Source organism: Bartonella refiksaydamii, from assembly GCF_902652675.1.
Lineage (GTDB): Bacteria > Pseudomonadota > Alphaproteobacteria > Rhizobiales > Rhizobiaceae > Bartonella > Bartonella refiksaydamii.
The window spans coordinates 1-1542 of sequence record NZ_LR736365.1 but is presented as its reverse complement, the minus strand read 5'-3'; the positions used below and the strand labels follow the sequence as shown (position 1 = coordinate 1542).

General features: G+C 38.4%; 3 protein-coding genes. All 3 read left to right on the top strand.

The window, feature by feature from the left end:
• Positions 1-386 (top strand): hypothetical protein (locus GQO39_RS08925; protein ID WP_198039451.1); only part of this gene is annotated, 386 nt, incomplete at its 5' end.
• Positions 383-781: a hypothetical protein gene (locus GQO39_RS08465; protein WP_156851764.1), complete on the top strand. Its 399-nt coding sequence runs from the start codon at positions 383-385 to the stop codon at positions 779-781. The genes GQO39_RS08925 and GQO39_RS08465, both read left to right, overlap by 4 nt.
• A 206-nt stretch (positions 782-987) precedes the next feature.
• A complete protein-coding gene (locus GQO39_RS08460; protein WP_246668563.1) occupies positions 988-1317 on the top strand; it encodes a hypothetical protein in 330 nt (109 codons plus the stop codon).
• Positions 1318-1542 lie beyond the last annotated feature (225 nt).

Genomic DNA, 1542 nt, shown 5'->3' with positions numbered 1-1542 from the left:
GGTACAAAACAGATATCTATTTTTTTGGACCGGCTGATAACGCTGTATCGGTAGCGAATGCAATATATTTCGTAAGCGATGGCAAGAAATATCATATTTACTTACAAAACCATCTATTTGACCCCATTGGTATAAGCATTGGTCACAATCCACCTACTTTTTATAAGGTACCCTTGAAGTTCCCCTATGTATTATTTCCACCAGCAATTCCAATGAGAGAGGTAGGGGGAGCACTATTAGGCTCTTACCCTAGTACCCATAGTTGTTATGGTAATGCGGGGAAAAAATGTCAAGATGCTTATGGAACACCTCGTACTGTAGCAATTTATTCACCTTATGCAATTTTAGATAATTTAGGTTTAGGTTACTTATGGATAAAAAAATGAATACATTGTTTAAATTATTGAGTGGGCTTATTCTGTTAAGTCTCGCTGGATGTGAGGGTTTTTTTGCTCCTCCTCCAGGGGAAGTATACGGGTGGTTGAAGCCGGGAGCAGACTTTACTGAGGTAGGAAAAGCACTGTTAGAATGTGGAATGCCGAGTCTTATTGATCTTGATTCAGAAAATAGAAATCTCAGTTTAAATCAAATGGCATCCATTGATGCTTGTATGGTCCAAGCAGGATTCCGGGATAGATATGGCGGCCCATATTGGTGCTATAATTATAAAAACCTTCCTATTTGTCAGCCTGGCGCTGTCATTCCACAACGAAGTGTCAAGAAGCGCTTAAATAGCCCGTTTTGTAAACAGTATAAAAATAGTCGCAAATGCCAGCCTTAAGTTTTTCTGTTTGTGATGATCAACAATCCCCTTTTTGCTTTTGCTTGGAATAGCGGGATTGTTCCCTCAATCCACCATCTCAATATTGTTCACCATTGTTTTAAGCAGCGATGACAGAAAATATCAACAGGCTTATGAGCTGTTTTATCGTAAATAAATCCATTGAAAGAGGGGAAAATGAAAAAAAATTAAAACTATTGAGCTGCATGGTTCTGTTAAGTACAGCTGGATGTGTTAACTCAATTCCATCACTTTCTCCAGCATTATGGAGAAATAAAATACTTTTAGAATGTGGAGTACCGGACCTTAATAAGGTTGTGGCACTAGATTTGAATCAATTTGCTAGTATTGAAATTTGTATGGGACAATCAGGTTTTCGTCCTAGCTTTACAATACAAGAATGGTGTGAGAACCATAAATCGGATAATCTTCCCATATGTCGTCCTGGTGCTGTCATGCCTCAACGAAGTGTTGAGAGACGCTTAAATAGCCCTTATTGTAAAAAATATAAAAATGCACTTGAATGCCAGCCTTAAGTTTTGTTTGTGATGATCAACAATCCGCCATCCTTGCCTTCGTTTGGAATGGCGGGATTGTTTTCTCAATCCAACATCTCAATATTGTATATAAAGCAATATGGCGTAGAATGTACTTAGTAATCCTATAACTAGGTTGCGATACAGGACGGATTTTGTTATCTCCAGGTTGATGAGCTTGAGAAAGCCTTGTCCGTCCTTACGTGACAAGGTTTTCTTTTTATG

Coding starts and splice junctions, on each gene's coding strand:
- GQO39_RS08465 (WP_156851764.1), top strand. CDS start 383: ATGAATACATTGTTTAAATTATTGAGTGGGCTTATTCTGTTAAGTCTC.
- GQO39_RS08460 (WP_246668563.1), top strand. CDS start 988: ATGGTTCTGTTAAGTACAGCTGGATGTGTTAACTCAATTCCATCACTT.